The sequence below is a fragment of the Streptomyces sp. NPDC049837 genome (assembly GCF_040674455.1).
Taxonomy (GTDB): Bacteria; Actinomycetota; Actinomycetes; order Streptomycetales; family Streptomycetaceae; genus Streptomyces.
In genome coordinates, this window is sequence record NZ_JBFAMP010000006.1 from 470296 (window position 1) to 485344 (window position 15049).

General features: G+C 71.3%; 13 protein-coding genes and 2 tRNA genes. 4 read left to right on the forward strand and 11 right to left on the reverse strand.

Features of this window, described 5'->3' with window-relative positions:
- Positions 1-76: 76 nt before the first annotated feature.
- Positions 77-2947, reverse strand: a complete 2871-nt coding sequence (gene leuS, locus AB0J57_RS19945) for a leucine--tRNA ligase (RefSeq protein ID WP_366129536.1) — start codon at positions 2945-2947, stop codon at positions 77-79.
- 451 nt (positions 2948-3398) lie between these two features.
- Between leuS and AB0J57_RS19950 the strand changes: the two genes are divergently transcribed.
- Entirely contained in the window at positions 3399-4682 is a 1284-nt protein-coding gene (locus tag AB0J57_RS19950) for a hypothetical protein (protein ID WP_366129537.1), read from the forward strand.
- Positions 4679-6262 carry an NADH-ubiquinone oxidoreductase-F iron-sulfur binding region domain-containing protein gene (locus tag AB0J57_RS19955; RefSeq protein WP_366129538.1) on the forward strand — a complete coding sequence of 528 codons (1584 nt, stop codon included), beginning with the start codon at positions 4679-4681 and terminating at the stop codon, positions 6260-6262. Before AB0J57_RS19950 ends, AB0J57_RS19955 begins: the two co-directional genes overlap by 4 nt.
- Positions 6263-6314: 52 nt before the next feature.
- Here AB0J57_RS19955 and AB0J57_RS19960 read toward each other — a convergent pair.
- A tRNA-Ala gene (locus AB0J57_RS19960) sits at positions 6315-6387 on the reverse strand.
- 172 nt (positions 6388-6559) lie between these two features.
- On the opposite strand from AB0J57_RS19960, the gene AB0J57_RS19965 reads away from it, so the two are divergent.
- The gene (locus AB0J57_RS19965; protein ID WP_366129539.1) at positions 6560-7771 is read left to right on the forward strand and encodes a glycosyltransferase 87 family protein; all 1212 of its coding nucleotides are present in this window, start codon (positions 6560-6562) and stop codon (positions 7769-7771) included.
- Here AB0J57_RS19965 and AB0J57_RS19970 read toward each other — a convergent pair.
- A complete protein-coding gene (locus AB0J57_RS19970) occupies positions 7740-7973 on the reverse strand; it encodes a hypothetical protein (protein ID WP_030494108.1) in 234 nt (77 codons plus the stop codon). The genes AB0J57_RS19965 and AB0J57_RS19970 overlap by 32 nt on opposite strands.
- A gap of 239 nt (positions 7974-8212) precedes the next feature.
- Entirely contained in the window at positions 8213-9649 is a 1437-nt protein-coding gene (locus tag AB0J57_RS19975) for an MFS transporter (RefSeq protein WP_366129540.1), read from the reverse strand.
- Between the two features lie 112 nt (positions 9650-9761).
- Between AB0J57_RS19975 and AB0J57_RS19980 the strand changes: the two genes are divergently transcribed.
- Positions 9762-10649 (forward strand): helix-turn-helix transcriptional regulator, encoded by an 888-nt coding sequence (locus tag AB0J57_RS19980; RefSeq protein ID WP_366129602.1) that lies wholly within the window; start codon positions 9762-9764, stop codon positions 10647-10649.
- Between the two features lie 115 nt (positions 10650-10764).
- Here the strand turns inward: AB0J57_RS19980 and AB0J57_RS19985 are convergent.
- The 7 genes from AB0J57_RS19985 to AB0J57_RS20015 all read right to left on the reverse strand — a co-directional run bounded on the left by AB0J57_RS19985 (position 10765) and on the right by AB0J57_RS20015 (position 14899).
- Positions 10765-10837: transfer RNA gene (locus AB0J57_RS19985), tRNA-Ala, on the reverse strand.
- A gap of 73 nt (positions 10838-10910) precedes the next feature.
- Positions 10911-11564, reverse strand: coding sequence for a histidine phosphatase family protein (locus AB0J57_RS19990; protein WP_366129603.1), 654 nt, complete (start codon positions 11562-11564; stop codon positions 10911-10913).
- Entirely contained in the window at positions 11561-11998 is a 438-nt protein-coding gene (gene rsfS, locus AB0J57_RS19995; protein WP_366129541.1) for a ribosome silencing factor, read from the reverse strand. Before rsfS ends, AB0J57_RS19990 begins: the two co-directional genes overlap by 4 nt.
- Before the next feature lie 143 nt (positions 11999-12141).
- The gene (locus AB0J57_RS20000; protein ID WP_366129542.1) at positions 12142-13809 is read right to left on the reverse strand and encodes an LCP family protein; all 1668 of its coding nucleotides are present in this window, start codon (positions 13807-13809) and stop codon (positions 12142-12144) included.
- Positions 13810-13828: 19 nt separating this feature from the next.
- Positions 13829-14449 carry a nicotinate-nucleotide adenylyltransferase gene (gene nadD, locus AB0J57_RS20005; protein ID WP_084895025.1) on the reverse strand — a complete coding sequence of 207 codons (621 nt, stop codon included), beginning with the start codon at positions 14447-14449 and terminating at the stop codon, positions 13829-13831.
- A 52-nt stretch (positions 14450-14501) separates the two neighbouring features.
- Positions 14502-14663 (reverse strand): hypothetical protein, encoded by a 162-nt coding sequence (locus AB0J57_RS20010; protein WP_179166370.1) that lies wholly within the window; start codon positions 14661-14663, stop codon positions 14502-14504.
- A gap of 83 nt (positions 14664-14746) precedes the next feature.
- Positions 14747-14899 (reverse strand): hypothetical protein, encoded by a 153-nt coding sequence (locus tag AB0J57_RS20015; RefSeq protein WP_366129543.1) that lies wholly within the window; start codon positions 14897-14899, stop codon positions 14747-14749.
- Between the last annotated feature and the right edge of the window lie 150 nt (positions 14900-15049).

Sequence of the window (15049 nt, forward strand, 5' to 3'; positions counted from 1 at the left end):
AACGGGCAGGCCGAGGGTTCCATCGGAACCCCCAACCTGCCCGTAGGGGAAACCACCCAGGTGGCGAACCGGCCCGTTACGCCGGGACGATGTTCACCAGCTTCGGCGCCCGCACGATCACCTTGCGGATGCCCGCGCCGCCCAGCGCCGCCACGACACCCGCGTCGGCCAGGGCCAGGGCCTCCAGGTCGGCGTCCGTGATGGAGGGCGAGACCTCGAGGCGGGCCTTGACCTTGCCCTTGATCTGGACGACACAGGTCACCGTCTCGTCGACGACGTACGCCGGGTCGGCGACCGGGAAGTCCTGGTGGACGACGGAGTCGGTGTGGCCCAGCTTGCGCCACAGCTCCTCGGCGATGTGCGGGGCCAGCGGGGCGACCAGCAGCACCAGCCGCTCGGCGACCGACCGCGACACGGGGGCGCCGGTCTTGGTCAGGTAGTTGTTCAGCTCGGTGACCTTGGCGATCGCCGTGTTGAACCGCATGGCGGCCATGTCCTGGCCGACGCCGTCGATGGCCTTGTGCAGGGCGCGCAGCGTGTCCTCGTCCGGCTCGGTGTCGACGACGGTCGCCTCACCGGTCGACTCGTCGACGATGTTGCGCCACAGCCGCTGGAGCAGCCGGTACTGGCCCACCACCGCGCGCGTGTCCCAGGGCCGGGAGACGTCCAGCGGGCCCATGGCCATCTCGTACAGGCGCAGCGTGTCCGCCCCGTACTCGGCGCAGATCTCGTCCGGAGTGACGGCGTTCTTCAGGGACTTGCCCATCTTGCCCAGGACGCGGGTGACCTTCTCGCCCTGGTACCAGAAGGCGCCGTCGCGCTCCTCGACCTCGGCGGCCGGGACGGCGATGCCGCGCGAGTCCCGGTAGACGAAGGCCTGGATCATGCCCTGGTTGTACAGCTTGTGGAAGGGCTCGGCCGAGGAGACGTGCCCCAGGTCGTACAGGACCTTGGACCAGAAGCGCGCGTACAGCAGGTGCAGTACGGCGTGCTCGGCACCGCCCACGTACAGGTCGACGCCGCCGTGCGGCTGTCCCTCGCGGGGGCCCATCCAGTACTGCTCGATCGCCGGGTCGACCAGTGCGGAGTCGTTGTGCGGGTCCAGGTAGCGCAGCTCGTACCAGCAGGAACCGGCCCAGTTGGGCATGGTGTTGGTCTCGCGCCGGTACTTCTTGGGGCCGTCGCCCAGGTCCAGGGTGACGTTGACCCAGTCCTCGTTGCGCGACAGCGGCGTCTCGGGCTGGGTGTCGGCGTCGTCGGCGTCGAAGGTGCGCGGTGAGTAGTCGTCGACCTCGGGCAGTTCCAGGGGCAGCATCGACTCGGGCAGCGCGTGCGCGACGCCGTCCTCGTCGTAGACGATCGGGAAGGGCTCGCCCCAGTACCGCTGGCGGCTGAACAGCCAGTCGCGCAGCCGGAAGTTGACGGTGCCCTCGCCGATGCCCTTGGCGACCAGCCAGTCGGTGATCTTCGCCTTGGCCTCGACGACGCCCAGGCCGTCCAGGGAGATCTCGTCGTTCGCCGAGTTGACGATCTTCGCCTCGTAGGAGTCGAAGGCGTCGTCCCACGTCGAGGGGTCGGTGCCACGGTCGTCGGAGGGCTCGACGACGCAGCGCATCGGCAGCTCGAAGGCGCGCGCGAAGGCGAAGTCGCGGGTGTCGTGCGCCGGCACGGCCATGATCGCGCCGGTGCCGTAGCCCATCAGGACGTAGTCGGCGATGAAGACCGGGACGCGGTCGCCGCTGACCGGGTTGATGGCGTACGCGCCGGTGAAGACGCCGGTCTTGTCCTTGGCCTCGGCCTGGCGCTCGACGTCGGACTTGGACGCGGCCTGCTTGCGGTACGCGTCGACGGCCTCGGCCGGGGTGGCGTGCCCGCCCGTCCAGACCTCGTGCGTGCCCTCGGGCCAGGCGGCCGGGACGATCTTCTCGACCAGCTCGTGCTCGGGCGCCAGCACCATGTAGGTGGCGCCGAACAGGGTGTCCTGGCGGGTGGTGAAGACGGTGATGGCGTCGTCGCCGACGGCGAAGTCGACGCGGGCGCCCTCGGAGCGGCCGATCCAGTTGCGCTGCTGGAGCTTGATGGCCTCGGGCCAGTCCAGCGCGTCCAGGTCGTCCAGCAGCCGGTCCGCGTAGGCGGTGATCCGCATGTTCCACTGGCGCAGCTTGGCCTTGAAGACGGGGAAGTTGCCCCGCTCGGAGCGGCCGTCGGCGGTGACCTCTTCGTTGGCCAGGACGGTGCCCAGGCCGGGGCACCAGTTGACGGGCGCGTCCGAGGCGTACGCCAGGCGGTACTCGCCCAGGACGTCGGCGCGCTCTGCGGCGGTCAGTTCGCTCCACGCGCGCGTGGAGCCGGGTACGGGACGCTCACCGCTCTCGAACTGGGCGATCAGGTCGGCGATGGGCCGGGCCTTCCTGGCCTCGTCGTCGTACCAGGAGTTGAAGATCTGGAGGAAGATCCACTGGGTCCACTTGTAGTAGTCCGGGTCGATCGTGGCGAACGACCGGCGCTTGTCGTGGCCCAGGCCCAGCCGGCGGAGCTGGACCTTCATGTTCTCGATGTTCGCCTCGGTCGACACGCGCGGGTGCGTGCCGGTCTGGACGGCGTACTGCTCGGCCGGCAGGCCGAACGCGTCGAAGCCCAGCGTGTGCAGGACGTTGTGCCCGGTCATGCGCTGGTGGCGGGCGTAGACGTCGGTGGCGATGTAGCCCAGGGGGTGGCCCACGTGCAGGCCCGCACCCGAGGGGTAGGGGAACATGTCCATGATGAACTTCTTGGGGCGGGCGACCACGGCCGGGTCGCCGGCCAGGTCACCGCTCGGGTTGGGCGCCTCGTAGGTGCCCTCGGCGTCCCAGAAGTCCTGCCAGCGTGCCTCGATGTCGGCGGCCATGGCCGCCGTGTAACGATGCGGGGCTGCTGCCTCGGCAGCAGCCGAATTCATCTCGCTCATGATCCTTAAAGCTCCATCGATCGTCTCTGCCGGCTGCCGCTGTGTAGCGCGGCGAAATGAAAAAACCCCTCGCACAGGAGGGGACGCCGCGCCGATTCCGGCCGGACCTTTCATCCGCCGGTACTGATCAGCGCGGCTCGCTAAGCAGAAGGCGTACGGCACGCATGGCGTCAGGGTACCGCAGGGCCCGTCCGAGCCGCATCGAGGTCCACGGGCCGGTCACCCCGGCGGACGCCATCACGGGCCTCCGGGTTACTCCGCGTATCGACCCTATCCGGGGCAACGCCAGAGTCAGTTGTCGGCTGTTCCGAACCTTAAACGCTCAAAGCTCGTACCGCTTGGTATGCGTCGACTTAGCATGCGGCCACGGGACCTCTTTTCCGCACCACTGGAGTCGCTCCCCATGAACCCTCATCGCAAGATCCGCTCATCGCCCGCCTTGCAGGCCGGTATGAGCAAGCCGGTACAGGGCGGGCTTTCCGCGGCTGCGCTGGTACTCATACCCGTGCTCGCGATCGGCGGGAGCGACAGCTTCCGGGCCGCGCTGGACTTCACCACGGGTGTCCTATCCCTCGTATCGCTCACCGCGTCCGTGGCCTGGGGCCTGATCGCGACGGACCGGCTCCTCCTCTCCACCCGCCACCGTCTCCTCGCCCAGGCCATCCACCGCACCACGGCGGTGGCCTCCCTCGGCTTCCTCCTCCTCCACGCCACGGTCAAGGTCTCCCTCGGGCACGTGGCACTCATCGGGGCCCTCATCCCCTTCGGCCTGGGAGTCACCGGCACGGCCGGCCTGATCGGTTTCGGGTCGCTCGCCGGCCTGCTGATGGTGATCGCCGCGTCCACCGGCGCCGCCCGCAGCGCGCTGGCGGGGCGTGGCAGCATCGCGGCACGCTGGCGGCCGCTGCACATGCTCGCGTATCCGGCCTGGTGCTGCGCGCTCGTGCACGGGCTCTACGCGGGTCGCCCGGCGGCCACGTGGGTGACCACCATGTACTGCCTCGCGCTCACCGGGGTCGCCGCCGCCGTCTCTATACGGCTGCTGCCCCGCCCCGTCCAGCAGCGCCTCGCCGAGCGCGTCCTGGCGCTGATCGGCCCGGGCACCGACAAGCCGGAGCGCGGCCGCAGGCGGCGCGACCCCTCCGTGTCCCCGCTGCCGGGCGCGTCGGACATCACCCCGCCCCGCCCCTACGAGACACCGTTCGAGCAAGAGCTGCGGCGCGAGCCGGTCACCCGCGCCGAGCCGTCGGCCGTCTCCCCCGACCGTCCGATCGGCCGCCCCCGCGAGCAGCCCAGGACCCTGACCCCGCCTTCCCCGCCGCTGTACGAGCCCGCCTTCCCCCCGGCCTCCCCCACCCCCACACGGGCCGCCTCGGCCCCCACGGGGGCCGGAATGTCCGCCGCCTACCGGGCCGTGTCCCTGGGCAACACCGCCTCCCTCGGCAACACCGCCTCTCCGGGGACCGCCGCCGGCGGCACCGGCCAGGACATCCCGTACGCCGAGCGCGTCCCCATGACCGAGGAGCTGCCGGTCGTGCCCGACGAACCGGCGACCCGTCCCGGCTACTGGCCGACCCCCTCCCCGCCGCCGCCCACCCCGTCCCCCGCCCCGCCCTCGTACACCACCTCCCCGCCCTCCTACAGCCCCGCAGACCCCTCTGAGCCCACACCGGGCCCCTTCCAGCAGCCGCCCGCGGGCGAGCCCTGGACCGCACCCGCAGGAGACCGCACGTGAACGCCCCGCTCCCCGACGTCCCCGAAGTCCGCGTCGTCGGCCTCCCCCAGCTCACCCAGGGCTTCGACCTGGTCGAGCGGCTCGACCTCCAGATGCACCTGAAGGTGCACGGTCCGCTCGAACCCATACCCGGCGAGCGGCTGGCGCAGTTGGCCGAGGAGATCTCGCTGCGCGGCCGGGGCGGCGCCGGCTTCCCCTTCGGCAAGAAGCTGCGCGCGGTCGCCAAGGCGGCGATCCGGCGCGGCGTCCGCCCCGTCGTCGTGGTCAACGGCAGCGAGGGCGAGCCCGCCTGCCGCAAGGACACCGTCCTTCTGAACCGTGCCCCGCACCTCATCCTGGACGGCGCCCTGCTGGCCGCCGAGGCCCTCGGCGCCCGCACCCTGGTCGTCGCGGTGACCCGGAACTCCACGGAGATCTCCATCCGGGCCGCGCTCGCCGAGCGGGGCCTGTCCGACCGGCGCGGACAGCAGCTACGCGCGCGTGTCGTCCGAACTCCGGAGCGCATGGTCTCCGGTGAGGCGTCCTCCGTGATCCGCGCGGCGAACGGCGGTCCCGCGATCCCGCCGGGCCGTCGCGAGCGCGCCGCCGAGTCGGGTGTGGGCAACGCGCCGACGCTGCTGTCCAACGCGGAGACGTTCGCGCAGCTCGCCATCGCGGCCCGGACCGGCGCCGGCCGTTACGGCCAGCACGGCCTGGACAGCGAGCCGGGCACGGTGATGCTGACGATCTCCGGGCAGGTCGCGCGGCCCATGGTGGTGGAGGTGCCGACGGGCGTGCCCATGCGGTACGTCCTTCAGCTCGCCGGTGCCCCGCAGGTGCCCCAGGGCGTGCTGACCGGCGGCTACCACGGCAACTGGATCGACTCCATGGCCGTGGACAACTGCGTCATCTCGCGCGAGTCCATGGCGGCCGTGGGGGGCGCCCTGGGAGCCGGCGCGATCCTCCCGATCGGCCCCGAGACCTGTCCGCTGGGTGAGGCGCAGCGCGTGGCGAACTGGCTGGCGGCCGAGACCGCCGGCCAGTGCGGCCCGTGCCGCCTGGGCCTGCCCGCCGCCGCCGGGGGCCTGTCGGACGTGCTGAACGGTGGCGGGCCGGCCGCCCTGGAGGCGCTGCGTGAGGTCACCCAGGCGGTGAAGGGCCGGGGCGTGTGCAAGCACCCGGACGGCTCCGCCCGGTTCTTCAGCTCGACGCTCTCGGCCTTCACGGACGATCTGGCCGCGCACGTGCTGCACGGCGGCTGCGGGCGGCCGACGATCGGCGTGCTGCCGCTGCCCGAGCCGGGCTACCAGGAGGCCGTGGAGTCCATCCCGAGCGGCGAGAAGCTGGCGGTGGACTGGACGCTGTGCAAGGGCCACGGGCTGTGCGCGGACATCGTCCCCGAGCTGATCCGCATGGGCCGCGACGGCTACCCGGTGCTCGCGGACGCGTCCGTGCCGGTCCACCTGCGTGACCGCGCGCAGCTCGCGGTCCGGCGCTGCCCGGAGCTGGCGCTGCGCCTGGAGCAGGGGGCCGAGGAGCGTCCTTCCCGTCCCGCGTTGCCCAGCGCCGGCCGCAAGGCCCTTGGCAGCGGCCGGGGTTGACGGACGCGGAAAGGCGGGCCATCCGATCGGATGGCCCGCCTTCCACGTTCTGTGGAGCTAAGGAGAATTGAACTCCTGACCTCCTGCATGCCATGCAGGCGCTCTACCAACTGAGCTATAGCCCCTTGCGGTGTGCCGCCCTCTGGAGTTTCCTCCGGCGGGTCTCCCTTGCGGGCTTCCCTCGCGGCGACACAGAGAACATTACACGGTCCCCCCGGTGGTTCACCAAATCGTTTACGACCGGCAGGCTCCGGCCGGTGGCGCCGCCCTCCGCCGCGGCGGGTAGCGTCGCCCTTCGTGACCGTGACCATGACCCTCCGGGCGCGCCTCAGGGAGCTGCCCCTCGCCGCCGCCGCGACGGCCTGCCTGCTGTCCTTCGCGGCCTTCTGGATGGCCCAGCGCGCCGCGAACGTCACCATGCTGGACCTCTCCGTCTACCGGGCGGAGGGCGAGACGGTCCTGGCCGGGGGTGACCTGTATGCGATGCGTGCCACATCGGCGAACCTGCCGACGACGTACCCGCCGTTCGCCGCGCTGCTGTTCACGCCGCTGACGCTGCTCGGCGTCCCGGAGATGCGCACGCTGGCCACCGCGGGGAACCTGCTCCTGCTGCTGGCGCTGGTGCATCTGTCGCTGCGCCTGGTGGGCAGGGACAGGCCGGGTGCGGCGCTGTGGGTGGCGGCGGTCCTCGTCTGGCTGGAGCCGGTGTGGACGACGCTGCGGTACGGGCAGATCAACCTGCTGATCGCGGTGGCGGTGCTGTGGGACCTGACGCGGCGGGAGAACAACCGGTGGGCCGGGGTGGGCATCGGCCTGGCCACGGCGGTGAAGCTGACGCCCGGGCTGTTCGTCGTCCTGCTGCTGGCGGTGGGGGTGGCACGCGCGCGTGCGCACGGATGGGAGCGGGGCTGGAACCCGTGGCTGCGGCAGGCGGCGACGGCGACCGGGGTGTTCATCGGTGTGACCGTGGCGTCGGCCGTCGTCCTGCCGTACGACTCTCGCCGCTTCTGGACGCAGATGATCTTCGAGACGAGCCGGGTGGGGCGCAAGGAGGAGACCGCCAACCAGTCCCTCAACGGCGTGCTGGCCAGGCTGCTGCACACCACCGATCCGGGGGTGTGGTGGCTGATCGCGGCGGCTGTCGTGGGCGTGGCGGGGCTCACCGTCGCGGTGCTGGCGGCGCTGCGGGACGACCGGCCGGTGGCGGTGGTGGCGTGCGCGACGACGGCGCTTCTGGTGAGTCCGATCTCCTGGTCGCACCACTGGGTGTGGTGCGTGCCGATGCTGATACTGCTGGCCACCCGGGTGCGGCCCGCCTGGACGGTTGGTACGGCTCTGGTGTTCGCGTCGTTCGCCCTGTGGTGGGTGCCGCACGCGCCCGCTCCGGTCCGTCTCGAACTGCACCAGAACGGCTGGCAGATGCTGCTGTCCGGGCTTTACACCCTGGTCGGGCTGAGCCTGTTGGCGGCTTTCGGGGTCAGGCGGTGGCGAACGAGTAGAACCGCTTGAGGGTGCAGTGCTCGTCGAGCAGGCGCCCGTAGATGGGCTCCCCTTCGAGTTCCCGGTAGGTCTCGATGGGGTCGCCTTTTATGATCAGCGCCCGTGCGCACTCCTCGCACCAGTACTGGTAGTCGGGGTTGACCGGGTCCATGTCCCGGACGATCGGCGTACCGCTGCCGCACCAGTCGCATTTCCGCCTGTGCGCACCCATCAATCAGCTCCAGCAGTGGCCGCAGGACGTGCACACATAGGACACTCCGCCATTGTCACCGAGTACTTGGGCGACGTGGGACGAACCGCACGAGGGGCAGTTGAGTCCGGGGCGCGCCTGTGCCGCGGTGAGCGGCTCGGAAGCCTCCTCGAAACCGCTGGCCGACATCGCGCACTCCCTCCCGTCCGGATCGTCGTCCCCCTCCGGCCGTCCGATTCTGCCATGGCCCGGCACGAGGGTCAGCGGGGTCGGCGTCGCACCAGTCCCGCCGACGCCCCCATGATCGACGCGACGGCCAGCGCCAAGGCACATACCCACAGCGCGTCGGCCGACACATGCGCCCCCGGCGCGTTCAGGCGGCTCAGGAAGAGTGTGCCAAAGGTCGCGACGCCGAGGAGCTGACCGAGCTGGGTGACGGTCGCCAGCAGGCCGCTGGCGTCGGCGGCGTCCTCCTGGCGTACGGTCGCCAGGGCGCCGGTCAGGACGGGGCTGAAGGCGAGCGACAGACCTCCGCCCAGGGCGAGGAACGCCACGTACATCACCGGGCCGCCGGCCTGCCCGTCACGCAGCGCCCAGCCTGCCGTCAGGGCGGACCCGGCACTGATCAGGAACCCGCCCGGCACCAGCGCGCGCCGCCAGGCCACCGGCCAGTGGCGCCAGGTCAGACCGACCACGCCGAAGACGACGGCCGTCGGGGCGAACGTCAGCCCGGCGCGCAGCGCGCCGTACTGGAGACCGCCCTGGAAGTGCAGGGTCATGGCGAACAGGAAGCCGGCGTTGACGCCCATCACGACGGCGATCCGCACCACCGCCAGGCCCATGCCGGGGATGCGCAGCACGCGCGGTGCGATGAGTGGGGCGCCGCCGCGCCGCGCGAGACGGGACTCGTACGCGCAGAACGCCACGAACAGGACCGCCGAGGCGGCCAGGGACGCCCAGGCCCAGGCGGGCCAGTCCCGCTCCTGGCCGAGCACCAGCGGCACGGTGAACAGCGAGACGGCGGCGGCCAGGAGCACCAGGCCCGGCAGGTCGAGGCGCCGGGCCCGCCCGGGCACCTCCCGCCGGTCCCGCGGCAGCACGCGTACGCCCAGCACCAGCAGGACCAGTCCGATCGGCACGTTGACCAGGAAGACGGGGCGCCAGCCCGTGCCGAACAGGTCCGCGCCGACCAGGACTCCGCCCACGACCTGCCCGGCCGCCGCTCCGGTGGCGAGCACGGCGGAGTAGGCGCCGAGCGCCCGTACCCGCCCCTCGCCGGTGAAGTGCCGCTGGATGAGGCTGAGCACCTGCGGGATCAGCAGGGCCGCGCCGGCTCCCTGGGCCAGCCGGAAGGCGATGAGCTGACCGGACCCCGAGGCCAGCCCGCAGGCGAGCGAGGACACGGTGAACAGCGCGAGACCACCGAGGTACATCCGGCGGTGCCCGAGCAGGTCCCCGAGGCGGGCGCCGGTGATCAGCAGGACCGCGTACGCGATGGTGTAGCCGGCGACGACGAGTTGCAACGCCGCGCCGGAAGCGGCGAGTTCGGTACGGATGGTGGGTGCGGCGACATTGACGATGAAGGTGTCGAGCAGCGCCATGAACTGGGCGGCGAGCACCACGCCGAGCAGCAGCCGCGGCCGGTTGTCAGTGCCACCGTCTTTACTGATTACGGGACTTGTCGCGGTCGTTGTCATGACGTCGAGCCTGCCGACGATCCGATACGGGTAACGAGAGCCCGCTGATGCTGGTACTGGCAGCACCTGGCAAGGGCGGGGCGGTCCATCGACCATGGGGGGCGTGACAACGATGGCGACACAGCGGAAGCAGGCGGAGCACGAGGAGCGGGCGGGACATCAGCGCCGGCGGCACGAGCTGGCCGCCTTCCTGCGAAGCCGCCGGGCCCGGGTGACACCGGCGGACGTCGGACTGCCGCCGGGGCTGCGCCGCCGCACGCCCGGGCTGCGCCGCGAGGAGGTCGCCCAGCTCTCGGGGGTCGGCGTGACCTGGTACACATGGCTGGAGCAGGGCCGCCCGATCAACGCCTCGGCCCAGGTCCTGGACGCGGTGGCGCGCACCCTTCGGCTCGACCGGCCGGAGCGGGAGCACCTCTACCACCTGGCCGAGGTGCCGTACGCGCCGGACCGCGCGGCGGGCGTGGAGGAGATCAGCCCGGAGATCCAGGGCATCCTCGACGCCCTCGACCCGCGACCGAGCGTGGTCTACAACACGCGGTACGACATCCTCGCCACCAACCGGGCGTACCGGCTGCTGTTCGATCGCGCCGGGACCGCCTCGGACGAGATGCGCAACGCGCTGTGGACGCTCTTCACCGTGCCGGAGCCGGTGTGCCCGCTCGTCGACAAGAAGGCCGAGCTGCCACTGATGGTGGCGCAACTGCGCGGGGCGTACGGGCGGCATGTCGGCGAGCCCTCGTGGGAGTCGTTCATCGCCCGGCTCTCCTCGGCCAGCGCCTACTTCGCCGAGCTGTGGGAGAGCGGGGACGTCGTGCCGCCGGGCCCCCGGGTGAAGACCTTCCGGCACCGCGCCGTGGGGGAGATACGGATGACGTCGGTGTCCCTGTCGATCAACGGGATGCCGGAGTGCCGGATCGTGGCGTACACCGCGAACGACGACGAGAGCCTGCTGGCGATGGAGAAGCTGTGCGCCCGGGCCGCTGACGCCGCGGGGGCCTGACGCGACAGGCCTGCTCCCGCGCGGTCCGAACCGGTCCGAGCCGGGGAATCGAGTCACCGACAGGGGCGGGGAAACACGAATCCCGCCCCCTGCTGGGGACGGGATCCGGTGACTGTGGAGCTAAGGAGAATTGAACTCCTGACCTCCTGCATGCCATGCAGGCGCTCTACCAACTGAGCTATAGCCCCTCGTGTTCTTCGCGCTCCGCGCTGCGAACAAGAAGAACTTTAGCCTGTGACCTGCCGGAAAGTGAAATCCGGGTCAGTCGTCGTCGCCGAGGACCGGTTCCGGGAGCGTTCCGGCGTTGTGTTCCAGCAGGCGCCAGCCGCGCGCGCCCTCGCCCAGCACCGACCAGCAGCAGTTCGAGAGCCCGCCCAGGCCCTCCCAGTGGTGCGCATCCAGGCCCAGGAGCCGGCCGATGGTGGTGCGGATCGTGCCGCCGTGGCTGACCACGACGAGCGTGCCGTCCTCGGGCAGCTTCTCGGCGTGCGCCAGCACCACGGGAGCGGCCCGGTCGGCCACCTCCGTCTCCAGCTCGCCACCGCCGCGCCGCACCGGCTCGCCGCGCTTCCACGCGGCGTACTGCTCGCCGTGGCGCGCCAGGATCTCCTCGTGGGTCAGGCCCTGCCACTCGCCCGCGTACGTCTCGCGCAGCGCGGAGTCGTGGTTGACCTCGTGGCCGGTGATGGCGGCCAGCTCGGCGGCCGTGGCCGCCGCACGCTTCAGGTCGGAGGCGATGATCGCGTCCGGCTTGAGCGCCGCGAGCAGCCGCGCGGCACGGCGCGCCTGTGCGATGCCCGTGTCGGTCAGTTCGATGTCCGTGGAGCCCTGGAAACGGCGCTCCAGGTTCCACGACGTCTGGCCGTGCCGCCAGAGGACGATCCGGCGGCCCCTGCCGCCCTTGGTGCCGTTCAGCTCAGCTCACCGTCCGAGCCGTCGGCGCCGCTGAGCCGGGCGTACTCTTCCGCCTTCCCGCGGGTCTTGAGGGCGTCCTCGGGCAGGGGCAGCTCGGGGCAGTCCTTCCACAGCCGCTCCAGGGCGTAGAAGACCCGCTCCTCGCTGTGCTGGACGTGGACGACGATGTCGACGTAGTCCAGCAGGATCCAGCGGGCGTCGCGGTCGCCCTCGCGGCGGACCGGCTTGGCGCCGAGCTCCTTGTTCAGCCGCTCCTCGATCTCGTCGACGATCGACTTGACCTGGCGGTCGTTGGGCGCGGAGGCGAGCAGGAAGGCGTCGGTGATCGACAGCACGTCGCTGACGTCGTAGGCAATGATGTCGTGCGCGAGCCGGTCGGCAGCCGCCTGGGCGGCGGCGGTCACGAGCTCGATGGAGCGGTCAGTGGCGGTCACATGCAGGCTTTCGTCGGCGGTCCAGAACCCTTCCAGGGTCTCACGTACCGCCGACAGCCCGGCAAACCATTACCTGGCGGCCTCGTACCGGGCCCTCATACCGGGCCCTGCCCCGGCCTCGTACCGGACACCCGCCCGGTCTCCTACCCGGCCTCGTAGTCCTGGCCCAGTACGACCGTGACGTCCGCGTTGGCCGTGGCCGTGCCCTTCTCGACGGCGCCGGCGGGCAGACCCAGGGTCTTGGCGACCTCCTCGGCCTTCGCCTTCTGTGCCGCGTCACCATAGATGACCTGCGAAGACGCCTCCGTGTCGGCCTTGCCGCCGTCGATGACGGCGTAGCCGCCGTTGACGAGCAGAATCCGCGCGTCCTCGGTGGCGTCCTCGTTGCCGGAGGCGTTCCTGATGCCGACCCGTACGGCCGCGCCCTGCTCCGGTGCGCTGACCGAGCCGCCCAGGATGTCCTTCACCACACTGTTCGTGGCCTGCTCACCGAGCGTGCCGTCCTCCTGCACGGGCAGCAGCGCGGTCTTGTAGTCGCCGACCTTGGCGTGCTCGGCGAGCTTGGCGAGGGAGGCGCCCAGGTCCTTCTCGGGCAGCGACGGGTCCAGGATCTGCGCCAGCGTCTGGATCGTGACCGTCGCGGACTGCGGGTCGTCCGACATCTTGCGCAGCACACCGCGGATGACCTGCCCGAACCGCTCCAACTGCTTGGCCTCGGCCTCGCCCTCACCACGGTGGGTGGCGTAGGCGACGGCCATGCGCCCGTTCAGGGTCTGGTTCTCGCCCTTGGTCACCAGGGGCGCCTCGCCCTTCTTCGCGCCGGGGACCTCGGTGTCGGTGCTGACCTCGATGCCGCCGACCAGCTCGACGAGGTTCTCCAGGTACGGGGTGTCGAGCCGCCACGTTCCGGTGATCTTGGTGCCGAGCAGAGCGCCGATCGCCTCGCGAGTGCCGGTGGAGCCGTCGTCGTCGACGGACTTGGCGAGCGTGGTGGTGGTCCCGTCGTCGTTGGCCACGGAGAGGGAGTTGGGCAGCAGGACGGTGGTGCCCTGCTTGGTGGTGGCGTTGTTGACGAGCAGCGCCGTGGAGGTTTCCTTGTTCCGGGTGTTGTGCAGGTGCAGGACGATCACGTCCCGCTTCTGGGGGCCGGTCGCGGTGCCGCCCTGCTTGGTCTCCTGGTCGGAAAGGCCGGGGAGCTTGCCCGCGTACCAGAGGTAGCCGACGCCGCCGATGAGGGCGACGGCCAGGACGACGACGAGCGCGACGACCCGGTTGCGGCCGCGCCGCCGGGCCTCCTCGCGGCGCTCGGAGCGGCTCTCGGTGAACTTGAGCCAGTCGATGACGTCCTCGGAGTCCTCGTCCGGTTCCTCGACGAAGGAGAACTGCTCGGTGCGGTACTCGCCCTCGGCGTCGGGACGCTCGCCCTCCGGCCGTTCCGGTCCGGGTGCCGGCCGGCGCTGCCCGGGCACGGCGGCGCCGGGAGCGGGCTGGGCCTGCGGGTGCTGGGCCTGCTGCGGCTGCTGCGGCTCGCGGACGGGCTGCGGGGCCGGCTGCTGCTGGGCGGTGTCGTACCCGGGCCCGGCGGCGTAGCCCTCGTACCCGTACCCCTGCTGCGCGTACGACGTGTCGTACTGCTGGTCGTAGCCGTAGGACTGCTGGGGCTGCTGGGGCTGCGCGTACGGGTCGTACTGCTGGGCCGACTCGTACTGCTGCTGAGCCTGCTGGTACACCGGCTGCCCGTAGGCGTCGTAGCCGACGATCTGCGGCTGCGGCGGGTAGTACGGGTCGTACGGGTTCTGCTGGTCGTTCACCGGTGCCCCTCTCCGTGGCTCATTCGCCCCGGTACAACTGGCGCTTGTCGATGTAGCGCACCACACCGTCCGGCACCAGATACCAGACGGGATCGCCCGCGGCGACCCGCGCCCGGCAGTCCGAGGACGAGATGGCCAGCGCCGGCACCTCGACCAGGGAGACGCCTCCCTCGGGCAGGCCGTCGTCCGACAGGTCGTGGCCCGGGCGGGTCACCCCGATGAAGTGGGCGAGCGAGAAGAGCTCCTCGGCGTTGCGCCAGCCCGGCATGATCTGGGACAGCGCGTCCGCGCCGGTGATGAAGAACAGATCCGTGTCCTCGTTGAGGTCACGCAGTTCCCGCAGGGTGTCGATGGTGTACGTCGGCCCGCCGCGGTCGATGTCGATGCGGCTGACCGAGAACTGCGGGTTCGACGCCGTGGCGATGACCGTCATCAGGTAACGGTCCTCGGCCGGGGAGACATTCTTGTGGCTCTTCTGCCACGGCTGCCCGGTCGGTACGAACACCACCTCGTCGAGGTGGAACAGGGCGGCCACCTCGCTGGCGGCCACCAGGTGTCCGTGGTGGATCGGGTCGAATGTCCCGCCCATCACGCCAAGTCGGCGTTTGCCGGAACTGGTAGGCACTTGCTGGTCTCCCATGCGTGCAGAGCCTACTGGCACGGCGCCGCGGGCGGTCCCGGCGGGCGCGGGCTCAGCGGTCGCGGTTGAAGCGCGTGGTGATCCACAGCAGCAGGAGCAGCACCACGAGGGCGCCGCCACCGGTGATGTACGGGTTCAGGCTGGCGTGGTTGCCACCGTGCTCGCCGCCCTGGGCGAGCGTGACGAGGCTGGCGGCGGTGGTGGGGAGGCTCATCTTCGGCAGGACCTATCCATCGGAGTCGGAGCGGAGACTTCGCGCACATCGTATGCGGGCCGTCCGGGCACGCTCACGCCGACTCAGTCGTTGTCGTTCCCGTTGCGGTATCCGCGCAGCAGGAACCAGGCGAGCAGGGCGGCTCCGAGCATCGAGACGACGAGCACGATCCGGAGCGTGTCGCCGGGGCCCTGCTGCCCGGAGGCGGCGGCCAGCAGTGCGGCGGGGTCCGGCATGGCGGTGCGCTCCTTGGTGTTCGTCGGCGTTCGTCGGCGTTCGTCGCTGATCGCCGGTTATCCACAGGCTCGCTCCCACCGTAACTCCAGCGCCTACGCTGGGGGCCGTCAGGGGGACGAGGCAGGTCTCGTACGAAGAGGGGGCATTCC

Coding starts and splice junctions, on each gene's coding strand:
- nadD (WP_084895025.1), bottom strand. CDS start 14,449: ATGGGAGACCAGCAAGTGCCTACCAGTTCCGGCAAACGCCGACTTGGC.
- AB0J57_RS20015 (WP_366129543.1), bottom strand. CDS start 14,899: ATGCCGGACCCCGCCGCACTGCTGGCCGCCGCCTCCGGGCAGCAGGGC.
- AB0J57_RS19970 (WP_030494108.1), bottom strand. CDS start 7,973: ATGGGTGCGCACAGGCGGAAATGCGACTGGTGCGGCAGCGGTACGCCG.
- leuS (WP_366129536.1), bottom strand. CDS start 2,947: ATGAGCGAGATGAATTCGGCTGCTGCCGAGGCAGCAGCCCCGCATCGT.
- AB0J57_RS19975 (WP_366129540.1), bottom strand. CDS start 9,649: ATGACAACGACCGCGACAAGTCCCGTAATCAGTAAAGACGGTGGCACT.
- AB0J57_RS19950 (WP_366129537.1), top strand. CDS start 3,399: ATGAGCAAGCCGGTACAGGGCGGGCTTTCCGCGGCTGCGCTGGTACTC.
- AB0J57_RS20010 (WP_179166370.1), bottom strand. CDS start 14,663: ATGAGCCTCCCCACCACCGCCGCCAGCCTCGTCACGCTCGCCCAGGGC.
- AB0J57_RS19980 (WP_366129602.1), top strand. CDS start 9,762: ATGGCGACACAGCGGAAGCAGGCGGAGCACGAGGAGCGGGCGGGACAT.